Source organism: Aeromonas sp. 97A, from assembly GCF_051919185.1.
Lineage (GTDB): Bacteria > Pseudomonadota > Gammaproteobacteria > Enterobacterales > Aeromonadaceae > Aeromonas > Aeromonas veronii.
This window is the reverse complement of record NZ_JBQBFF010000001.1, coordinates 490,120-506,623: the sequence shown is the minus strand read 5'-3', so window position 1 is coordinate 506,623 and position 16,504 is coordinate 490,120. Positions and strand designations below refer to the sequence as shown.

Below are 16,504 nucleotides of genomic sequence, written 5' to 3'. Positions count from 1 at the left end.
GGCCGGATAGTCCCTCTGCACATCACCAAAAGAAAAAGCCCAACCTGCTAAACAGGTTGGGCTTGGTATGTGGCGGAGAGACAGGGATTCGAACCCTGGGTGGCATTGCTGCCACAATTGATTTCGAGTCAATCCCGTTCGGCCACTCCGGCATCTCTCCGTGGGGAGAGATTTTTACCCAAGCTGGGCCGATGATGCAATAAAAATTTCTTAGATATCAAATGGCTGAATCAGATATCTGGGAGCAGGCTCACAATGCGGCGCGTGCTGTTCGCGTTGCTAGGCCACCCTGCATCCACCCGACATTAACCCTCTCGCACACCCGGCCATTATCCATATCGTGATATTGCCCCATTGCCATCAGGCATCTCTTTTTCCTGCTTGGCGCTCAAATTTATGGGTGATACCGATTTTGGCCGGTTTCCTATGTATCCCCACATCATTGCTTGTGCGCGGCAAGCTGGTAATCATGGGCTGATTGAGGAACAATCGCGCCATCCTGGCGGCTGTGTTGATGATGTTCCGCCCCGATTGAACTGATGGATCTCCTTATGCGATTGCCGAAACTCAAGCCCCTACCCTTAACGCCCGCCCTTTCCATGCTGCTGGCAGCGATCCTGCTCTGCGCGGCGCCGGCAGAGGCCAAACGCTACCTGCTGCCAGCTGCCGGGAGTCGCCTTATCGGTGAGCTGGAGGATTACATCATCCAGCAGAATGAACATCTGGAACTGGTTGGCAAAAATACGCAAATTGGATTTTTGGCGCTGCTTGAGGCAAATCCGGGTGTAGATCCCTATTTACCCAAGCCGGGTACCCGCTTGACGCTGCCCACCCAGATGCTGCTGCCCGATGTGCCGCGCGAGGGGATCGTCATCAATCTGCCGGAGCTGCGTCTCTACTACTTCCCCAAAGGGAAGAGCGAGGTCATCGTGCTGCCTATCGGGATTGGTGATATCGGCCGCGAAACACCCGAGATGACCACCACCGTCATCGAGAAGAATCCCAACCCGACCTGGGTACCCGGCCCCATGGTGCGCAAATCCTGGCTGGAGCAAAAAGGGATCACCCTGCCCGCCGTAGTGCCCCCCGGCCCGGAGAATCCCCTCGGCAAGTTCGCCATGCGCCTTGGCTATGGCAAGCGCGACTACCTGATCCACGGCACCAACAAGGATTTTGGCGTTGGCCTGCGGGTAAGCGCTGGCTGCATCCGGCTGCGACCTGACGATATCGAGGCCCTGTTCAAGATTGTGCCGATTGGCACGCCGGTGCGGGTCATCAACCAACCGGTCAAGGTGGCCATCGAACCGGATGGTCGGCGCTGGCTGGAGGTACACTCCCCGCTCTCCCGCACCGAAGAGGAGCTTGAAAATGGCGCCCCGCTGGTGCTATCTCCGGCCATAGAGAGCTTTATCAGTGCACCTGACGTGATGCAGGATGAGGTGACGGCGGCGCTGGAGAGCAAAAACGGCCTGCCCCGCCCCATCAGCAGCCAACTTGTCAGTGGCTAAATCACCAGCGCCCGAGTCGCACCGGAGTCACCTTACCTCATGAAATTCCTGCCCCTCCTACTCCTGTTGGCCTGTCACTCCTTGTGGGCCAAGGACATTCTCTGGATGAACAATGGCGATCGTCTGACCGGTACCATCGAAGAGATTGACGATGAGTCGGTACGCATCTCTTTGCCCTATACCGGTGCCGTTACCGTCAAGCGGGATGCCATCAAGCGCTGGCGGCTGGAGCACCAGGATAAACCCAAGGCGACCGCCAAAGGTGGATTCACCCTGTTCAAGGATGAGCAGGATGAACGCAATGCCTGGCTCTGGACCGGTAGTGGCGATCTCAACATCAAGCTCAAACACAAGGACAAGCACACCAACAACGTCAACTTCAAGGGCAAGACCGAGTTGGCCAATCTGGACTGGCGCTACAGCCTCTCCGGAGAGTACGCCTACGAAACGTCTGACAGCGTCACCGATAACCACGACTACAAGCTGAACCCGACCATTGACTACTTTTTCGATCAACAGTGGTTTGTACGCAGCTCGCTCAATGCCGAATATGACATGCTGGAGAGCAACTACCTCAGCCTCGACTATGGTACCGGGCCGGGTTACCGCTTCTGGAACGAAAAGCGCCGTCGGCTGGAGTTCGTGGCGCAGGGGGGTCTGCGTAAGACCTACTTCAGGGAAGAGAGCGGGATTGGGTTGCTCTTCAAAGGCAATCGGATCATCGACTATCCCTTTGCCAGCATGAACTGGGATTATCGCCAACCAATCCCGATATGGCGGGAAAAACTGGAGCTGTTCAGTCAGGGGCGCTATCTGCTCTATCTGGATCAACCCTCCCCCTATATCACTCTGAATCGAGATGTGACCGGCAGCGTGGGCTTGCGCTACTACTTCAACGACCACCTGCGCCTCTCCTGGTCGAGCGAGATGGAGTGGGAAGATGGCGAAGTGCATTTCGTCGGTCTCGAGCAAAAGTACAAAGAGACCGAATTCAGGCACCTGCTCAATCTGGGCGCCAGTTTTTGAGTCAACTGCAAACAGAAAGAGGAGCCAAGTTGGCTCCTCTTTCTGTTTTGGTCATCACCTGCCATGGCCCTTCTCCGATGATAGAGCAGGCAACAGAATTGAGAAACCGGCCGTAGGCTCAGATCAGTCCCCAAGCGGCAATCTGGTAGATCCATACCATCGCCAGCAGTGTGCCGACCAATCCCATGATGACGCCGATGCGCACCATCTGGTGACTCTCCACCAGACCGGTGGCGTGGGCCAGCGCATTGGGCGGGGTACTGATGGGCAGCGACATCCCGAGCGAAACCGAAATGGTGACCGCCAGGATCAAGGTGTGGCTGCCGCCCCACTCTGCCAGCTCCGGCATGCTGACTGCCAGTGCCGCTACCAGTGGCAGCAACAGATTGGCGGTTGCGGTGTTGGACATAAAGTTGGCCATCACCACCGCCAGCAGACAGGCGCCGACCAGTACCGCCAGCGTGGAGTATTCGTGGAACGGAATATGGGTGATGAGCCGCTCGGCCAACCCGGAGTCCTCCAGCGCCAGCCCCAGTGCGATACCGCCCGAGACCAGCCAGAGCACATCGAGGGAGATCTTGTGCAGATCGTCCTTGGTGATGATGCCGGTGGTCAGGAACACAGCTACTGGGATCATGGCGACCACGTAGGAGCTCATGCCATGCAGATCCCCCAGTAGCCAGAGCACTATGGTGGTGATAAAAGTGAGGTAGACCACCCAGGCGCGAGGGGTCTGCATAAAGCGCCCCTCAATCTTGAGATCCATCCGCTTGAGGGTGCTCGGGAAGAAGCGCCCCAGCAGAAACCAACCGAGCAGCAACAGCAATACCACAAAGGGCACCGCAAATCCCATCCACTGCCCGAACGAGATGGCATGCTCGCCGGTCAGGTATTTGAGGGCCACCGCGTTGGGCGGAGTGCCGATGGGAGTGCCGATCCCCCCGAGGTTGGCCGCCAGCGGAATGGCCAGCACAAAGCCGATTTTGGCCGGGTCCTTGTCGGGGAACGCCGCCAGCACCGGGGTAAGGATGGCCAGCATCATGGCGGTGGTGGCGGTATTGCTCATAAACATGGAAAAGGTGGCGGTGATCAACATCAGCCCCAGCATGACGATCCGGGGGTCCTGACCGAACGGGCGCAGCAGCACCCGCGCCAGATTGACGTCCAGATGGTACTTGGTCGCCGCAATGGCGAGGAAAAAACCGCCGAGAAACAGCATGATAACCGGCGAGGCAAAGGTCGCCATCACCTCGGTGGACTTGAGCAGCTCACCAAAGCACGGCTCTGCCTTGTCGGCAGTCATGAACCAGAGCCCCTTGTCGGAGAGCAGCAGCAACTCCAGCACTATGATCAGCACCGAGGTAGCAAAGATAGGGATGGGCTCCAGGATCCAGCAGAGGGCGGCCAGCACGAAAATGGCCACGACCCGCTGCTCGATGACTGTGATCCCCTCCAGCGGGATCCAGTGGGTCGGGATCAGCAGGATGGTGAGGCTCAGCAGCAGTGGCAGAATAATCTTGTTATTGATGGGCACTATTGTCTCCAGGATCGGGAGTAAGAAGCCAATAGTGGCATAAAATGCTATCGCCTCACGCGGCCAACTCGCCAAAATGAGAGCTGGCTAACTGCACGGCGCACCGTTTTGTGAGTCATATCAAGCTGGGGTCGGCGCGCTATGGCTGACGCCTCAACCCTTGCAACAAACAGGCAAAAAAACGGGCCCGCTGTTCGTTGCACACGACAGCGGGCCCGTTTCACCATTCATACCGATGAGGGGGCTCAGAAGTAGATGCGGGTCACCGACTCGATGACGCAACCCGGGCGGCGGATCCCTTCGATCTCAACCTTGATCTCTTTGAGCAACTCCAATCCGCCCTTGATGGGGGTGACCCGGGCCAGCTTGGTGCGGGCGCGGATGTTGCTGTCCACCTTGATGGGGTACGGGAAACGTACCTGATCCAGCCCGAAGTTCACCACCATGCGGGCGGTCGGGAACTCGGGGGTGGCCTCATCGACCGAGCCGGTCAACTGCGGCAGCAGCGCCAGGGTCAGGAATCCGTGGGCGATGGTGGTCTTGAAAGGCGACTCGGCGGCCGCACGCTCCGGATCGGTGTGGATCCACTGGTGATCCCCGGTCACTGCAGCAAACTGATCGATCATCTGCTGGCTGACGTGCAGCCACTCGCCGACATGGGTCTCTTCACCAATGCGGGCCTGCAGGGCGGCATAGAGCTCGGCCGCCTCGGCCGCCAGCTCAACAGCGGGTTCCTGAGCCACGGCAGGCTGACCGTTGGCTACTTGTGCCACGGTTGCTGCATCCTGTTGCTGCTCGCTCTGGGACTCGGCTTGCAAGTCCAGCACACGCCCCAGCAAAGGATGAAGATGTGCCTTTTGCTGAAACTCACGCCAGTAGTCGCGGATCGCCGGAGAGAGCCAATCCTTGAGCTCAAAGGGGTGCTGCGCCAGAATTTCGCGCTTGCGCTTCAGAAAATCGACAACTTTCATCTACCGATCCCTATTTGATTCAATGCCTGTAAAGAGGTCTAACCAGTCCTATTTTATTAAAGTTTCAGCTGTAAGTGCAAAAAATCTCGGCGTACACCTGTACCAAGGCGGAAGTAACTACTTACACAATGTAAACCAGCACGATCTGCCAATGAGGAAATCGATTGCCAAAGATGCCGCCAGCAGGGGAAGTTCGCGGTGCTTATCATGAAAAAAGGCCCTCATCGGGCCTTGTGGTGGGGGATCAGCGCGCGCTCGACCAGCCGCGACGCAATCCCTCCTCATCCAGGAAGGACCAGGCGAGGATCCGGCTCACCTTGTTGCCCTGTGCCATGTCGATCACCCGTACCTGACGGGCTCCCACACGGCTCAACGCCTTTTTCGCCCCCGGCAGATTCTCTTTTTTCGACACCAGCGAGCTGAACCAGAGACACTGAGTGGCAAACTCCTTGCTCTGGGCAATCATGTTGGCCAGAAACGCCGCCTCGCCCCCTTCGCACCAGAGCTCGGCCTTCTGGCCGCCGAAGTTGAGCACAGGAGCGCCTGTCACCTCCTTGCCCAGATTGCGCAGCTTGCGCTCCGTCCCCTTGCTCGCCTCTTCCAGCGATGCATGGAACGGCGGATTGCACAGCGTCAGAGCGAAGCGCTCCTTCGGCCCTATGATGCCGCGAAACACATGGTTGGGGTTACCCTGCAGGCGGCACTCAATCTGGTTGCCGAGTCCGTTGCTCTTGGCCAGCAGGGTGGCCGCCTTGACCGAGACCGGATCGATATCCGATCCCACAAAACGCCAGCCATATTCGCGGCAGCCGAGCAGCGGATAGATGCAGTTTGCCCCCACCCCGATATCCAGCACCCTCACCCCCTTGCCGGTAGGGAGCTGGCCTGCGCTCTCGGTCAGCAGGTCGGCCGCCCAGTGCAGGTAGTCCACCCGTCCCGGGATAGGCGGGCAGAGGTAACCGGCAGGCAAGTCCCAGTGGGCAATCCCGTAGTGATGGGCCAGCAGGGCGCGATTGAGGGTCTTCACTGCATCGGGATTGGCAAAATCGATGGTGCGGGTGCCGTAGTCGTTGATAAAGACATGAGCGGCCAACTCGGGAGTTCGCAGGCAAAGCGCCTCAAAGTCGTAACCCGCCTGATGGCGATTACGGGAGTGAAGTCCGGATTTGCGGTCGCCCGACTTGGGGCCACCGGCTGATGGGATGCGGGGTTTCATGCTGAGCCTGCCGAAGAAAACGGGCCCATACTATAGTGATTTGACTCGGGAAAGTCTAAACGAGGGCAATAAAAAACCGGGCTATCGAGCCCGGTTCAAGTGAGGTTGGAAAAACAGTCCGTACTGCGAGCCGTTTGTCCAGCCTGACTCAGATATCGATCCGGCGAGCTTGCCAGAACTTGTTGCGCCAATATTGGCTATCCAGCTTGGAGCGCGTCACACCAGCTCGAGTCGAGGCGTGGATGAATTCACCATTGCCGACATAGATACCAACGTGGTTGAGACGACGATTGATTTTGAAGAAGACCAGATCACCTTCGACCAGATCCTGCTTGGAAACGCGCGTCCCTTCGTGGACTTGAGAGCGGGTATCGCGGGGTAATTCGATACCGACGGCATTGCGGAACACTTCACGGGCAAAGGCGGAACAGTCGATACCGCGCTGGCTGCTGCCACCCATCCGGTAAGGAACACCACGCCACTCTTTATATACAGTCAGGATTTCATTCACATCGGGTGTCTGGGAAGCTTCCGGTTCGATGACAGGTTCAACCATGGAAACTTCGATCTTGCTCGCGACCTCGGGTTGGGGTGCCGAGGCACAACCCACCATTCCGAGCGCGACCAGCAGTAGCATCAGGTGGCGCAATCCTTTATCCCCGCTAAATAGTAAATCTTGTTAAAATACGGCCCCAAAGGGCAATTTATAAGGCAACAGCACCCGACTATATCCAAGAATTCTATCGAGGCAAGTGAAAATCCCTATCAAGCTCACATTTTTGCAAGGAAATGCACGATTTTTCATAATTAATGTGATCATGCCCAAACAATATACAATCGCAAAAAGAGCCTTGGGCCTCATAGATAACTGGCTTTTATCCCTGCTTCAGCACCTTTTTAAAGTGAAAAATCATGATCGAAACCGATCTTTTTTTGTTAAAACCGGCCAGGGTATGCCAGGAACTGCTTGCTCAATTGCCTGAATGGCTGTCAACCGATGAGCTGCATATCTGGCAAGCCATGACCCATTCTGAACGGCGTCAGGAATATCTGGTGAGCCGCGCCCTGCTGCGCCAGCTATTGGCCGAGCGGCTGCAACAACCTGCAGCCACTCTGCAATTTTGCAACGGCCCCCAGGGCAAGCCCCGACTGCATGATGATGCTTGGCAGTTCAATCTGAGCCACAGTGGCAGCTGGCTGGTGTTGGCGCTTTGCCCGCAGGGGCCGCTTGGGGTGGATATCGAACTGGGCAAACGGCGGCATCATCCCCTCCCCCTGGCCCGCCGGTTTTATGCACAGAGTGAATATGAGTGGCTCTGCGCACAGCCTGCTCAAGAGCAGGAGAGCGCCTTCTACCGGCTCTGGTCACGCAAGGAGGCGGTACTGAAAGCCCACGGTGGTGGCATAGCCGCAGGGCTCGAGAAGGTGCGCTTTGTCCCGGAGCAAGGATGGCGACTCGACAACCTGCTCGATGACACCCCTTATCAGGTACAGGATTGGCCCTTTGCCAGCGGCTGGCTCAGCCTCGCAGCGGCGGCAGCCCCTGTGACCTTTTACCGGCTGGATGAGCGCTTGAATTGCCACTCGCTTAACCCCATGTTACTCAACACCCTTTCTGAAGAGTCCAACTCATGATCGTCGACATTACTCCCCAGAATTTTCACGCTGAACTTATCGATGCGTCCATGAAGAAGCCGGTCGTCATCTATTTCCATGCTCCGCAGATGCCGGAGTGCCAGGGGATGACACCGCTGATCGAATCACTGGTTGGGCCCGCCAATGAGCAGGTCACCCTGGCCAAGGTGGATATGAACGATCCCCAACTGCAACCGCTGGCCAGCCAGCTCGGCCTGCGCGCCCTGCCCGCATTGGTGCTGTTCCATCAGGGTCGCCCTGACGAACAGGGGATCATCGAAGGACCGCAGGATGAAGCCACCCTGCGCCAGTATTTCTCCGCCTTCGCCCCCAAAGAAGAGGAAGAGTTGCTGGCCAAGGGACAACAGGCGCTGGCTGACGAGCAGCCCAGCATCGCCTATGCCCATCTGACCAAGGCACACCAGCTGGCTCCTGAACGTCACGACATCAGCCTGTGGCTCATTCAAGCTGCCCTCGACCTCAACCTGCTGGATGAAGCGCAGGATCGCCTCGGCACCATCCCGATGGCGGCGCAGGATGGTCACTTCCATACCCTGAGCTCACGACTGGCGCTCGCCCTGCAAGCGGCAGACAGCCCGGAGCTGCGCGCACTGGAAGCCCGCCATGCAGAACAGCCTGATGATTTTGCTCTGACTCAGGAGCTGGCGGTGCAATACAACCAGGCAGGCCGTCAGGAAGAGGCGTTGGGACTGCTGCTGGAGATCCTCAAGCGGGATTTGGCATTCGGCGATGCCAGAAAGACCTATCTCGATATTCTGGCAACCATGGGCAGCACACCGGCGGCACAGAGCTACCGTCGCAAACTCTATAGTTTGCTCTACTGAGCGGAATCGAACTGGCTGGTAATGATGGGGGAGTGCCGGGAGACCGGCATGACCTCATGGGTCAAGTACGAAGAAGGTGCTGTGGGAATAAGGTGCAGTGGGAATAGTGGAGATACGGTGAATTTCAGGCAAAAAAAAATGGCGCAAAACTGCGCCATTTTTTTCGCATGGATTACTTCTTGTAGGAAGTAGCCATGTTGTCGATGCGCTGGTTAGCACGCATAGCTTCTTGCTTGGCTTCGGCAACATCAGCAGCGATTTTGGACTGATCAGCACGAACTGCGCTAACATCTTGAGCCAGTTGGTCAACTTTGTTAGACAGATTCTGAACGGAAGTTTCCAGTTCGCTGGTGTTTGCACAACCGCCCAGCAGAGCGGACAGACCAACAACACCTACCAACAACAATTTTTTCATTTTTAAAGCTCCCTTGAACTCGCCAGACGTTTAGCAAGCGGCGTGATTATGGCACAAAAAAATCCTACTTTGCATAGTCCCCACCACAGATAAATGCATTAAAACCCTCATTTTTTTTTGAATGAACAGTTTTTGTCCAGATTCGTCTAAAAAATGAGTGCCGTGTGGTGGGGGCACGGACAAAGGTTAACCAAATTTTTGCCTTATTACAATTTCGTATGAGGCTCAGGCTGTACGTTCTGACAACAATTGACGATATTGCACCAGATCCTCGATGGTCAGCACCGGCATCTGGTGCTTGCGACCGAACGCAACCAGATCTGGCAGACGCGCCATCGAGCCATCTTCTTTGGTCAATTCACACAACACACCAAACGGTTTGAGACCAGCCAGCTGCATCAGATCGACCGTCGCTTCGGTATGACCACGGCGGGTAAGCACCCCACCGGTTCGCGCACGCAAAGGGAAAACATGACCCGGGCGGTGCAGATCGCCCGGTTTGGCGCCGTCAGCGATGGCTGCACGAATAGTGGTGATGCGATCAGCCGCCGAGACACCGGTCGTGACCCCCTGCGCCGCTTCGATGGTCACGGTAAAGGCGGTCTGGTAGTGGCTGGAGTTGGCCTCCACCATCATCGGCAGTTCGAGCTGGCGAACCCGCTCGTCGGGCAGGCAGAGGCAGACGATGCCGGAGCACTCGCGGATCATCAGCGCCATCTGTTCATTGGTCATGGATTCGGCGGCGAAAATGAGGTCGCCCTCGTTCTCCCGATCTTCATCGTCGGCCACCAGCACGCCGCCTCCGGCACGCAAGGCAGACAGGGCCGCTTCGACACGGGCAACGGGATCACCGAATTCACTGAGTAGAGACTGATTCATGGTAAAACTCCTAAACAAGACAAGGACCAGAATCAGGGCATAGAAAGGCAGACAGAGACGGGCATGCAGCGGCCAGCCCACAAGGGCCAACACGGCAAGGTCTGTCTTATCCTCTTTCATCCGGACTATGACCGTCGGCTCCGGCATCTCACCGGATCTGCTGACCCCGACCCGGCAATCAGCCAAGTCGGGCGCTCGCGGGCTCCCCGAGTCAATCGGGATACCGCCGGTGGGGAATTGCACCCCGCCCTGAGAATAAGCGCAGACAGCCTAAAGAAAAACGGTTGCAGATACCAGCCAAAATCCCCCGTAGGCTGAAAAGCGTTTCAACATTGCGCCCGGGATCCCGCTCTGCGGCCCGCTCACCAGCACGAAAGACAGTGACTGGCGAATTTCTTTATGGCGCGGATCGGTTTATGGCATAGTTCCCGAAACCAAAAAACAGGGCCCGAAAAGAGAGCCTGAACAACGCTGCCGGCGCAGACAGCAGCGCCAACACCACAAACGGAAAATGACAGAGATGGAAAAGAAAATACTGCTCACGGATTGCCCGGATGCCAAAGGGCTCATCGCCAAGATCACCAACATCTGCTACAAGCACCAGCTCAACATCATCAAGAACGATGAGTTTGTGGATCACGAGAATGGCCGCTTCTTTATGCGTACCGAGCTGGAGGGGCGCTTCAACGACGAGACCCTGCTGGCCGACCTCGATGATGCCCTGCCCATCGGCGCCCAGCGCCGTCTGGTCAAGGCAGGCAAGAAGCGCATCGTCATCCTGGTGACCAAAGAGACCCACTGCCTCGGCGATATTCTGATGAAGAACTACGCGGGTGCGCTGGATATGGATATCGTCGCGGTGATCGGCAACTACGACACCCTGGCCGAGCTCACCGGCAAGTTCGATATCCCGTTCCACACCGTCAGTCACGAGGGTCTGAGCCGGACCGAACATGAGGAGCAGGTTCGCACCATCATCGACAGCTATGAGCCTGACTATGTGATCCTGGCCAAGTATATGCGGGTGCTGACCCCGAGCTTCGTCGAGGCCTATCCGCGCAAGATCCTCAACATCCACCACTCCTTCCTGCCCGCCTTCATCGGTGCCCGCCCCTACCGGCAGGCGTTTGATCGCGGCGTCAAGCTGATCGGTGCCACCGCCCACTTCGTGACCGACGATCTGGATGAAGGCCCCATCGTCGAACAGGACGTGATCCACGTCGGTCACGCCTTCAGTGCGGACGACATGGCCAAGGCGGGTCGGGATGTGGAGAAATCGGTGCTGAGCCGCGCGCTGGAGCTGGTACTGAACGAGCGGGTGTTCGTCTACGGCAACAAGACGGTGGTCTTCAAGTAATCCACCCACATAGCTCGTATGCAAACGCCAGAAACAACAACGGCTCCCGCGGGAGCCGTTGTTGTTTCTGCGCCGAGTGTCAGAGCGGCAGATCGTTTACCGTCACCGCGCCCTTCTCCAGCTTCAGCTCGGAGGTCAGCGCTTGCTTGTCGGCCTTCAGATAACCCATCAGGGTCAGCTGATCGAGCATGGGGGCCAGTTGCGGCACCGCCTTGCCCAGCTTGTCGCTGAGGCTGGCATGCAGCATGCCGGAGAGGGCCTGCATGCCCGCGTCGCTGTTGAACAGCTGCTCCAGCGAGGTGGAGGCCAGCTTCACGTCCCCCTTCATGGTCACCGCCTCACCGTTGAGCTTGGCGCTGAGATCGGCCAGTTCAAGGGTCGCGCCACGTTTGAGCATCTTGTCCAGCGCCTGCTGGATGGCGGCATCTTCAACCCCCTTGCCACCGGCGGCCTGCAGCCCCTGATACCCTTCCAGATCCAGACCGTTGAGGTTAAGCGCCAACTTGCTGTCGGTCACCGCCAGGGTGTCGGTCTCGTTCTCCAGATCCAGCTTGGCAATCTTCATCTGATAGCTGCTGGAGAGGGTCTGGGCATCATCACCCGTCAGCTGAGTCTCGGTGGTCATCCCCTGCAGGGCGACCTTGACGCTGTCAGGCAGTTGTACCGTGAGGGCCGAGAGGGTCATCTCGCTCTGGGGCGAGAGGAGCACACCGCTGATCTCGGCAATGTCGGCACTCCCTTTCAGATCGGCCAGCACCAAGTCCATCTTGCTCTGCTCTTCGTGAACTGTCATCCCCTGCCAGGTCATGGTGAGGTGACCATTCCCCTCCAGATTGCCGTGGAACTCGCCGCTCAGGGGCAGGAAGCTGAACTCGTCCAGCCCCTGTTTGATCTTGAATTCATTGGCCCAGAAACGGCTGCTGTTACCCTGGGTCCAGAGACTGGTGACCGACTCCAGACCGAGTTCCCACTGCTCCATACCCAGTGCGGTAAAGACCGGTGCCAGAGTGCCATTATGGGTATCGAGCAGGAAGTGGCTCTTGATGTAGAGCGGCAGGATCTGGCTCTTGACCACCAGTTGCAACTCGATAGGCTGACTGCCCTCCAGCTCGCTGTCGATGGCAGCCAGCTCCTCCGGCGTCACCACGACCTTCAGGACCCCGTCACGGGTGAAGAGGTTGCTGCTACCCGGCTGCCACTGCATGTCGATGCCAGTCTCTTGCTCTACCTTGGCGATCTGCTCCGCCATGATGTTGTCGAAGCTGTTGCCCGTGTACCAGCACGCAGCCAGACCACCACCTACCAGTGCCGCACCCACGGCGAGGGCCACTATCTTTTTCATATATCCATGTGTCTCCAGGGAGTTGTCACTGCACTCTACGGGGCGGACTCGGGGCTAGGCAAGTCCAATCAGATGGCGAGTCCACTTTCTTGCGGCTCGCCACAACATCACAGCAAGGGGCTGAAGAGATAGAAGATGTTCTCCATCGCCTTCTTGTACCAGGGGCGGGCCTGCCATTGGGCCAGGGTCATCGGGGTGGCTTCCGCCATATAGCCCTGTACCAGCCGGGTCATCTGGGCCACGAACGAGGGGTTATCCACCAGCAGGGTCAGCTCGAAGTTGAGCCAGAGGCTGCGCCGATCCAGATTGACCGTCCCCGCCAGAGCGAAGTCATCATCCACCAGCACGCTCTTGGTATGGAGCAGACCGGCATCGTAGCGGTAAATCTCCACCCCTGCTGCCAGCAGCTCCTCCATAAAAGCGTTGCAGGCGTAATTGGCCATGATGGAGTCGTTGCGTGCCGGCAACACCAGCTGCACCTGCACCCCGCGCGCCGCCGCCGAACTGAGTGCGGCCGCCAGCGGATCGTCGGGCACAAAGTAAGGGGTCGTCAGCACCAGATGGCTGCGCGCCTGATAGATGGCCAGCAGCAGGCTCTGCTGGATGCAGTCGCCGCCGACGAAGGGGCCGGACGGGATCAGCTGGGCGCGGTAGTTGGTCTGGGGCCAGGCTTCCGGCTCATGCTGCAGACTGTCGAGCAGCCGCTCGCCGGTCTCCATCTCCCAGTCCCAGACGAAGATCGACCACATCAGCGGCACCATGGGCCCCTGCACCCGGATCATGATGTCGACCCACTGGCCGACTCCAGCATCCTGCTTGAAGAAACGGGGATCCACCATGTTCATGGAGCCGGTGTAACCCACCCTGTCATCGATCACCACCAGCTTGCGGTGCATCCGCAGATCCTGACGCTGGAACAGAATGCGCCAGGCGCCGACCGGCAGCACCTCCACCAGCTTGACCCCCGCCTTGCGCAGCTTTTTGGGCCAGTGGGAGCGGAAGAACTGTTTACTGCCCACCGAATCGAGCAGCAAGCGACAATCCACGCCGCGTTGCGCCACTTCAATCAGCGCCTCGCACACCTCGTCGGCATCGCCGCCCGGATGCCAGATGTAGAACTCCAGATAGCAGGAGAGCGTCGAGCGACGGATATCCTGGGCAATCTCGCGCAAGATCCAGTCCGGCTTGTTGAGCAAGGTCATGCGGTTGCCGGAGAGCATCGGCATGGCGAGCCGTCCCTGGATGAGATCGTGCAGCGGCTGTGCCTTGGCACCCACTTCGCAGCAGTGCTGCGGGAACAGACGGGCCAGTTGGCGGATCCAGATCGCATAAGGGCGATACATGGCCTGGGCGCGCTCGGCACGACGGCGCCCCAGCTTTATTTCACCAAACAGCACATAGAAGCCCACCCCGGCAAACGGAATGGCATAGATCAGCGCCAGCCAGGCCAGCGACACCCCGATGGGACGGCGTTTCATCACCACCCGAAACGACACACCGGTGACAATCACGGTATGAAAAAGCAGTAGCAGCCAACCCAGAAAACGGGAAAACAGCAGTTGAAGATCGTGTTCCAGACCGTTAAACAACGGGGACTCCTTCTAATCGACAAACAGCGCGGTGGGCAGACCCCAACCGGCCGGGATGGTATGCTGTAAGGCAAATCCATTCTATCAGGTCGCACGCATGATCCTGCAATCTATGCTGCTCAGCCTGGCCATGCTAGGCCAAGGCTCATATGACATCAATGAGCAACAGATAAACCAGTACCTGCAATCTCAGGTGCAAGTCGACAAACAGCTGGAGCTGCCGGGCATCATCAAGGCCCATGTGACGCTTGAGCAGAGCGACGTCCAAATCGGTCGCCAACGCCCCGATACCGCCCGGGTCTATGGCAAGGGCAAGCTCAAAATCGCCCTGCCAGACAATACCGAATATGACGCCCGCCTGCAGATGACCTATGAGGCGAGACCCCGCTATGACAAGAGCCAGAGCGCGCTGTTTCTCGATAACATGAAGCTGGTGGAGTACAAGCTGGAGCCGGAGGCGGCCGAGAAGAAGTTCGGGCTGATGCTCAACATGCTGCTGCAGAGCATGGAGAAGCGGCTCGAGACCAAACCAGTCTACAAACTCAATGACAAGGATCCGGATCAGGCCTGGCTGAAGGAGAATCTGCTGGGGCTGGAGCTGTCACCGGGCAAGATCCACCTACTGACCAAACCCCGCTAAACCGCTCAATTCAGGAGGGGCTGGGTGGTATCCCGTACCAGCAGCTCCACCTGATAACCCTGCTGCTGCTGCCGCTCGTAGAGGGAGAAGAGCGACCCGCTCAATTGATTGAGGGGCATATCGGCAAACCCGGCTTTGAGATAGAAAGGCTTCTCGAAGGGCAGCGCCTGACAGACCACAGGTTTGTCCAACAGACCGTGACAGGCGTGCTGCAGCAGCCGTGACCCCAATCCCAGCGACTGGTAGTGGGGCAACAGGCGAAAGCCGCACAGATGGTAAAACTCCTCCTCGTCCCGCAACCGAACCGCCCCTACCAGCCAGTGAGCATCACGCACGACAAAGATCCGCTCGGCCAGATCCGGCACATAGTGGGAAAACGTCGTCTCGTAATAGTCCCTGATAAGGGAGAGGTCGGCGTCGCAGTACTCTTCGAAAGTGAGTTCCATCGCCAGCTTGCTTGTCACAGACAAATCCTTTGATAATCAGTTATTAGTGCCAGATACGGTGCGCTAATCCGACCACATGACGCCAGCACGATAGCATGCCTTTCGTCAACAAAAAAGCGGACGTCATGGGCAGCTTGCTTACCCGGTGGAAGAGGCCATGACCCACCGCCTGACGGCCAAAACCGTGCTTTATGATGACAATCCTTTATTGCGGCGGATACTTTGATCCCGGTCACCGAATCGGATCATTTGCCCCCTGTTGGCCGCTTGTTCTGCCCTCGTCATGATGCTTTACTCAACATGGTCATCACAAGAAGGAGTATTAGGGTTGAAAGCATGGATGCTGGCAGGCCATATGTTGTTGATCCCCCTGAGCGGATGGAGCCAGACTCCCCCTCCCGCGGAGGTGATCTTCCTGACCGCCGCTCCCTCCCCCTTGCGTCCGAGCAAAGATGCCACTCCCGCCTCACAACCCGACACCGCTCAAACGACGGCAGTCGCCACCAACGGCAAGAAGCAGATCCAGGTCTATAAATCGGTGCAACAAAACGGGGTGGTTCGCTACTCCGACATGGCGCCCGAACAGGGCCATTACGAGCTGCTGCTGTTCAACGACTGCTTCGCCTGCGACCCCAAATCCAGCGTCAACTGGCAAACTACAGGGCTGTTTCTCTATGACTATGCCAGCACCATCAAGGCAGCAGCAAAGACCTATCAGGTTGAGCCTGCGCTGATCCGGGCGCTGATCCATGCGGAATCCGCTTTCAATCCGCTTGCGGTCTCCCGCAAGGGGGCGATGGGGCTGACCCAGCTGATGCCAGCCACGGCGCGGGAGTTGGGGGTCGGCAATGCCTTGCTGGCGGAGCAGAATATCTTCGGCGGGGTGAAATACTTGGCGGGACTGCTCAAGCAGTATGATGGCAACGTGGCGCTGGCGACCGCGGCCTACAATGCCGGCGCGGGCGCCGTACAAAAACATGGCGGTATCCCGCCCTATGCGGAAACCCGTGCCTATGTGGAGCGTGTCCAGCTCCTCCACCTGCGCTACAAAGAGATGCTGCAGGCCAAAGGGCTCTGAGGTTAGCCTCGGTTAATGCTCTT

16 protein-coding genes, 1 tRNA gene and 1 riboswitch are annotated in these 16,504 nt (G+C 57.9%); of the genes, 7 read left to right on the top strand and 10 right to left on the bottom strand.

What is annotated here, in order from left to right:
* Positions 1–70: 70 nt before the first annotated feature.
* Positions 71–160, bottom strand: a tRNA-Ser gene (locus ACTG27_RS02390).
* Between the two features lie 439 nt (positions 161–599).
* Between ACTG27_RS02390 and ACTG27_RS02385 the strand changes: the two genes are divergently transcribed.
* A complete protein-coding gene (locus tag ACTG27_RS02385) occupies positions 600–1,508 on the top strand; it encodes a L,D-transpeptidase family protein (RefSeq protein ID WP_429189232.1) in 909 nt (302 codons plus the stop codon).
* Positions 1,509–1,547: 39 nt separating this feature from the next.
* Positions 1,548–2,534 (top strand): DUF481 domain-containing protein, encoded by a 987-nt coding sequence (locus ACTG27_RS02380; RefSeq protein ID WP_439979016.1) that lies wholly within the window; start codon positions 1,548–1,550, stop codon positions 2,532–2,534.
* A 118-nt stretch (positions 2,535–2,652) separates the two neighbouring features.
* On the opposite strand, the gene ACTG27_RS02375 is transcribed toward ACTG27_RS02380, so the two are convergent.
* From ACTG27_RS02375 to ACTG27_RS02360, 4 genes are all read right to left on the bottom strand, one after another.
* On the bottom strand, positions 2,653–4,068 hold the full coding sequence (locus ACTG27_RS02375) for an SLC13 family permease (RefSeq protein ID WP_439979015.1): 1,416 nt from the start codon (positions 4,066–4,068) through the stop codon (positions 2,653–2,655).
* Positions 4,069–4,313: 245 nt separating this feature from the next.
* Positions 4,314–5,039 (bottom strand): MaoC family dehydratase, encoded by a 726-nt coding sequence (locus ACTG27_RS02370; RefSeq protein WP_076495094.1) that lies wholly within the window; start codon positions 5,037–5,039, stop codon positions 4,314–4,316.
* 244 nt (positions 5,040–5,283) lie between these two features.
* Positions 5,284–6,255: a 23S rRNA (adenine(1618)-N(6))-methyltransferase RlmF gene (gene rlmF / locus ACTG27_RS02365; protein ID WP_439979014.1), complete on the bottom strand. Its 972-nt coding sequence runs from the start codon at positions 6,253–6,255 to the stop codon at positions 5,284–5,286.
* 148 nt (positions 6,256–6,403) lie between these two features.
* The gene (locus ACTG27_RS02360; protein WP_005334331.1) at positions 6,404–6,892 is read right to left on the bottom strand and encodes a C40 family peptidase; all 489 of its coding nucleotides are present in this window, start codon (positions 6,890–6,892) and stop codon (positions 6,404–6,406) included.
* Positions 6,893–7,167: 275 nt separating this feature from the next.
* Here ACTG27_RS02360 and ACTG27_RS02355 point away from each other — a divergent pair, with 275 nt between their 5' ends.
* Together ACTG27_RS02355 and ACTG27_RS02350 are read left to right on the top strand one after the other, a co-directional pair.
* The gene (locus ACTG27_RS02355; RefSeq protein WP_439979012.1) at positions 7,168–7,890 is read left to right on the top strand and encodes a 4'-phosphopantetheinyl transferase family protein; all 723 of its coding nucleotides are present in this window, start codon (positions 7,168–7,170) and stop codon (positions 7,888–7,890) included.
* A complete protein-coding gene (locus ACTG27_RS02350; RefSeq protein WP_439979011.1) occupies positions 7,887–8,735 on the top strand; it encodes a tetratricopeptide repeat protein in 849 nt (282 codons plus the stop codon). The genes ACTG27_RS02355 and ACTG27_RS02350 overlap by 4 nt, the downstream gene beginning before the upstream one ends.
* A gap of 172 nt (positions 8,736–8,907) precedes the next feature.
* On the opposite strand, the gene ACTG27_RS02345 is transcribed toward ACTG27_RS02350, so the two are convergent.
* Both ACTG27_RS02345 and ribB read right to left on the bottom strand, forming a co-directional pair.
* Positions 8,908–9,150, bottom strand: a complete 243-nt coding sequence (locus ACTG27_RS02345) for an Lpp/OprI family alanine-zipper lipoprotein (protein WP_005334342.1) — start codon at positions 9,148–9,150, stop codon at positions 8,908–8,910.
* 225 nt (positions 9,151–9,375) lie between these two features.
* The gene (ribB, locus tag ACTG27_RS02340; protein ID WP_005334344.1) at positions 9,376–10,029 is read right to left on the bottom strand and encodes a 3,4-dihydroxy-2-butanone-4-phosphate synthase; all 654 of its coding nucleotides are present in this window, start codon (positions 10,027–10,029) and stop codon (positions 9,376–9,378) included.
* 104 nt (positions 10,030–10,133) lie between these two features.
* A riboswitch (FMN riboswitch) is annotated at positions 10,134–10,290 on the bottom strand.
* Positions 10,291–10,549: 259 nt separating this feature from the next.
* On the opposite strand from ribB, the gene purU reads away from it, so the two are divergent.
* On the top strand, positions 10,550–11,386 hold the full coding sequence (purU, locus tag ACTG27_RS02335; protein WP_043821198.1) for a formyltetrahydrofolate deformylase: 837 nt from the start codon (positions 10,550–10,552) through the stop codon (positions 11,384–11,386).
* A gap of 79 nt (positions 11,387–11,465) precedes the next feature.
* On the opposite strand, the gene ACTG27_RS02330 is transcribed toward purU, so the two are convergent.
* Complete coding sequence (locus ACTG27_RS02330; protein ID WP_257123338.1) at positions 11,466–12,728, bottom strand: YdgA family protein; 1,263 nt, start codon at positions 12,726–12,728, stop codon at positions 11,466–11,468.
* Between the two features lie 107 nt (positions 12,729–12,835).
* A complete protein-coding gene (cls, locus tag ACTG27_RS02325; protein WP_439979010.1) occupies positions 12,836–14,317 on the bottom strand; it encodes a cardiolipin synthase in 1,482 nt (493 codons plus the stop codon).
* A gap of 97 nt (positions 14,318–14,414) precedes the next feature.
* On the opposite strand from cls, the gene ACTG27_RS02320 reads away from it, so the two are divergent.
* Complete coding sequence (locus ACTG27_RS02320) at positions 14,415–14,957, top strand: DUF1439 domain-containing protein (protein WP_005353308.1); 543 nt, start codon at positions 14,415–14,417, stop codon at positions 14,955–14,957.
* 5 nt (positions 14,958–14,962) lie between these two features.
* Here ACTG27_RS02320 and ACTG27_RS02315 read toward each other — a convergent pair whose 3' ends face one another.
* Positions 14,963–15,403: a GNAT family N-acetyltransferase gene (locus tag ACTG27_RS02315; protein ID WP_041980377.1), complete on the bottom strand. Its 441-nt coding sequence runs from the start codon at positions 15,401–15,403 to the stop codon at positions 14,963–14,965.
* 328 nt (positions 15,404–15,731) lie between these two features.
* On the opposite strand from ACTG27_RS02315, the gene ACTG27_RS02310 reads away from it, so the two are divergent.
* Entirely contained in the window at positions 15,732–16,481 is a 750-nt protein-coding gene (locus ACTG27_RS02310) for a lytic transglycosylase domain-containing protein (protein ID WP_021229320.1), read from the top strand.
* The last annotated feature ends 23 nt before the right edge of the window (positions 16,482–16,504 follow it).